Source organism: Microbacterium sp. K41 (assembly GCF_004794395.1).
Classification (GTDB): Bacteria; Actinomycetota; Actinomycetes; order Actinomycetales; family Microbacteriaceae; genus Microbacterium; species Microbacterium sufflavum.
The window spans coordinates 1-3420 of record NZ_SSDO01000048.1 but is presented as its reverse complement, the minus strand read 5'-3'; the positions used below and the strand labels follow the sequence as shown (position 1 = coordinate 3420).

At 71.9% G+C, this 3420-nt stretch carries 3 protein-coding genes; all 3 read right to left on the bottom strand.

The annotated features are described in order from the left end of the window. Positions 1-677, bottom strand: a 677-nt coding sequence (locus tag DW309_RS00755) for an SGNH/GDSL hydrolase family protein (RefSeq protein ID WP_136044245.1), incomplete at its 3' end; no start/stop codon positions are given. Beyond that, complete coding sequence (locus DW309_RS00750) at positions 674-1843, bottom strand: DUF5005 domain-containing protein (protein WP_206252028.1); 1170 nt, start codon at positions 1841-1843, stop codon at positions 674-676. The genes DW309_RS00755 and DW309_RS00750, both read right to left, overlap by 4 nt. Before the next feature lie 106 nt (positions 1844-1949). After that, positions 1950-3420 (bottom strand): hypothetical protein (locus tag DW309_RS19175; RefSeq protein ID WP_168387121.1); only part of this gene is annotated, 1471 nt, incomplete at its 5' end.

Genomic DNA, 3420 nt, shown 5'->3' with positions numbered 1-3420 from the left:
GAGCCCGTGCCCGCGGCGGCATCCGCGTCGGACAGGCCGAGGGCGTCGGCGAGGCCGAGCGCGAGCAGGGCGTGCCCGGCGGCGCTCGGGTGGAACGCGTCGTCGAGCAGTCCCCACGGCATGTCCTCGTTGCCCGGACCGGTGCCCGCGGAGAACGCGGTGAAGGCGGCGTGCTGGTCGACCAGGATCACGCCCTCGGTTTCTGCGACGTCGCGGATCGCCTGCGCGAAGTCGCCGATGCGGGCGCGGTCGGGCGCATGGAGCAGGTCGACCGCGGGCGGGGTCTGCAGCACCGGCACGGCGCCGAGGTCGCGCACGCGTCGTACGAACTCCGCGATCGACCGTGCGAACGCGGACACCTCGATCACGGGGTCGAGCCACTGCGTGGTGCAGTCGTTCGTGCCGATCATGAGCGTCACCACGTCGGGCCGCCAGTGGGCCACGCGGCGCTCGAAGTCGTCGAGGATCAGGTCGGCGCGCCAGCCCGTGATGGCCGTGTTGATCACGGTGTCCTGCACGCGCCCGCGGTCGCCCCGGATCAGCTCGTGCAGGTGCTCGACGTAGTTCCTGGCGCCGCGGGTGTGGATGAGGCCGTGCGTGATCGAGTCGCCCGTGCACACCCAGGTGACCGGCGCCCCGGAGGCCAGGAGCCCCCGGAGCGCCGTGCGGTCGGTCATCCGGTGACCTTGAGCTGCACGTCGATGAACCGCGGGCGGTAGATCGAGGCGTCGTCGTACACGTCGCCCACGTTGTCGAACGTGTTCACGTTGTACGACACCAGGATGCGGTTGCCCTGGCGCAGGTTCGGGTGCTCGTGCGCGTTGTAGGTGAACACGTCGGGGTCGCCGTAGCTGCCCAGCGCTCCGGTCTCGGGCGTGCGGTACAGCTCGACCGGGTCGGTGAACGGGCCGATCGGCGTGCACGAGGTGCGCGCGACGATGCGGGTGCTGAAGAGTTCCGAGGTGTCCTGCGTCACGAGCAGGTAGCCGTCGCGGTAGGGAGCGACGCTGAACTCGTTCGCGACGTACGGCACCACGGGCACCGCGTCGGTCTCGGCGGCCGACCATCCGGTGCCGTTCCAGTAGGTCCAGGTGCCCGTGAGGCCGTCGCGGTCCTGCACGCGGGCGACGTAGGCGGAGCGCACCCCGCCCGGGTCGGCGATGCCGTAGACGTACGTCGTGCCGCGCTCCTCCAGCGTCCACGAGCCCCAGTTGATGCCCGTCGCGGAGGGCAGGTCGTCGATCGACTCGAGCTGCAGCGTCTGCCCGTCGAGCGTGGCCAGCCGGTTCGCGGTCCACGCGAAGTCCCACTGGCCGGTGCCGGTGCGCGCGAACTGCAGCAGCGGCACCTGCACGGTCCCGTCGCGGCCGGGGGTCGGGTCGCCGATCCAGTACCACTTGCCGTCGGGCTCGGGCGGGATGATGCCGGCCGGGTCGTCGGGGGTGCCGCCGGTGATCGTGGTCAGGTTCCCCCGGCGGTCCTGCACCACCACGGAGTTGTTCACGAAGGGGGAGTCGGTGGGCCGCGAGCCGTCGGGGTTCACGGTGCCGAGGAATGTGTCGGAGAAGAACCATCCGGTCTTCCCCTTGCCGAGCGGCAGGGAGTAGGTGCTGTCGCCGCCGGTCCATTCGCCTCCCGTGTTGCCGTAGGTGGTGAACGTGTCGGTGAGGCCCTGGTTCACGCTCGCGGTGGCGGTGAGCGTCTTGTCGACCAGGGAGCACTGGCCGGGGCTGCTGCCGTGTCCTCCGCCGGCGGGCACGGCGGCCGTCGCGGGTGCGGCGAACAGCGCTCCGGCGCCGAGGGCTGCGGCGGCGAGAGCTGCCGCGATCGTGCGTCTTCTCATATCGATCACTCCTTCGTGTTCGGGTGGTGCGGGGGTGGTGCGGCTGGGGGCCTGTCGTCTCGTCGGTTGCGCGGGCTTTCGAGAGAGCGGAGCGAGAGGAAGGGCGTCATCGGCCAGGGGTGCGGGTGATCCCTCCGGCCGCGTCGATGTCGTACGCGCGCTCGCCGACGCGCAGGCCGCGCAGCACGGCGTGCGAGTCGAGGGCGGCCACGCAGCCGGCGGCCCGGACCGTGCCGTCCGCGGCGACCGACACCCCGAACAGCGCCTCGACCACGAGCTCGATCCAGGCGCCCGACGACGAGCACGCCCAGTCGATGATGTACGGCAGCTGGGGTGGGGCCTTGCGGGCGCCGCCGTTGATGCCGGGCACCGCCTCGTCGACGAAGTGCGCCTGGCCCATCGGGCCCTGGTTCGCGGTGCGGGAGAGCCCCTCGACCCAGGCCGTCAGCACCTCGGGTGCTCCGAGGGCGGCGAGCGCGCGCCCGGCGTCGGCGGGCCAGGCGGGGTAGGCGCCGTTCCACTGGTGGTCGGGGCGCGGGCTGTAGCTGGCGTCGGGGTCCCAGGGCGAGAGCGCCCGCATCCAGTTGTCGGTCTGCAGCTCCCGCTGGAAGAACGCGACCATGTCGTCGCGCACGCCCGGGGCCAGGTCGTCGGCGATGGTGGTGCCGACGATGCTGAAGTCGTAGCAGTGGCGCACCGGCAGCAGCGTGCCGTCGGGTTGCCCGGCGGCGAAGATACCGGTCCCGGGGAGATACCGCTCGATCACCGCGGGCAGCAGCGCCTCGGCCTCGGCGCGCAGCTCGGCCGCGGCGGTCTCGTCTCCCTGCAGTGCGGCGAGGTCGGCGGCCGTGCGCATGCTCCACACGTTCGCGGCGTTGAGGCTCGCGACCTCGTGCGTGTAGGAGCTGACGCACTCCAGCAGGTTGTCGATCTCGCCGTAGTCGGCCAGCGCGGTGTCGCGCCGTAACTCCTTCCAGTTCGTCGCCCACTCCCGCACCGACCGGGCGACCGTCTGATCCCCCACGATCTCGTCGAGGAAGGCCACGTCGCCGGTGAACCGCACGTAGTCGTGCACGAGCCGGGTCATGGCGTAGTCGTTCACCGAGTACCAGCGGCCGACGGGGCCGCCCGTGAGCGAGGAGGTGCCGAAGTGCGAGTGGATGTCGAGGGAGATCCAGTGCCGCACCTGCGCCCGCATCTCGTCGGGGTCGAGCAGGGCGTGGCTGACGGAGCTGAGGCTGTAGTCCCAGATGAACGTGGTGGTGCCCCAGTAGTTGGGCATCAGCGTGTCGTACGACCGCCCGAGCACGTTGCCGGCGAAGTCGCGGCGGAACCAGATCACCCCGAGCACCGCCCACCAGTACAGGCGCCGCAGCGGCTCGGACGCGGTGTCGAGCAGCGGCAGGGCGCCCGAGAACTCGGTGTCGGCGGAGTCGAACGCGGCCCGCAGCTGCCGGTTCCAGAACTCCGCCGCGGCGGTCAGGGCCGCGGGCACGTCGGCCGACACGAGCGCGTACGTGCGGGCGGCGTCGTCGCGCGAGAGGCCGAGCGCCTGCACGTAGGCCGTGCGGGAGATG

Coding starts and splice junctions, on each gene's coding strand:
- DW309_RS00750 (WP_206252028.1), bottom strand. CDS start 1,843: ATGAGAAGACGCACGATCGCGGCAGCTCTCGCCGCCGCAGCCCTCGGC.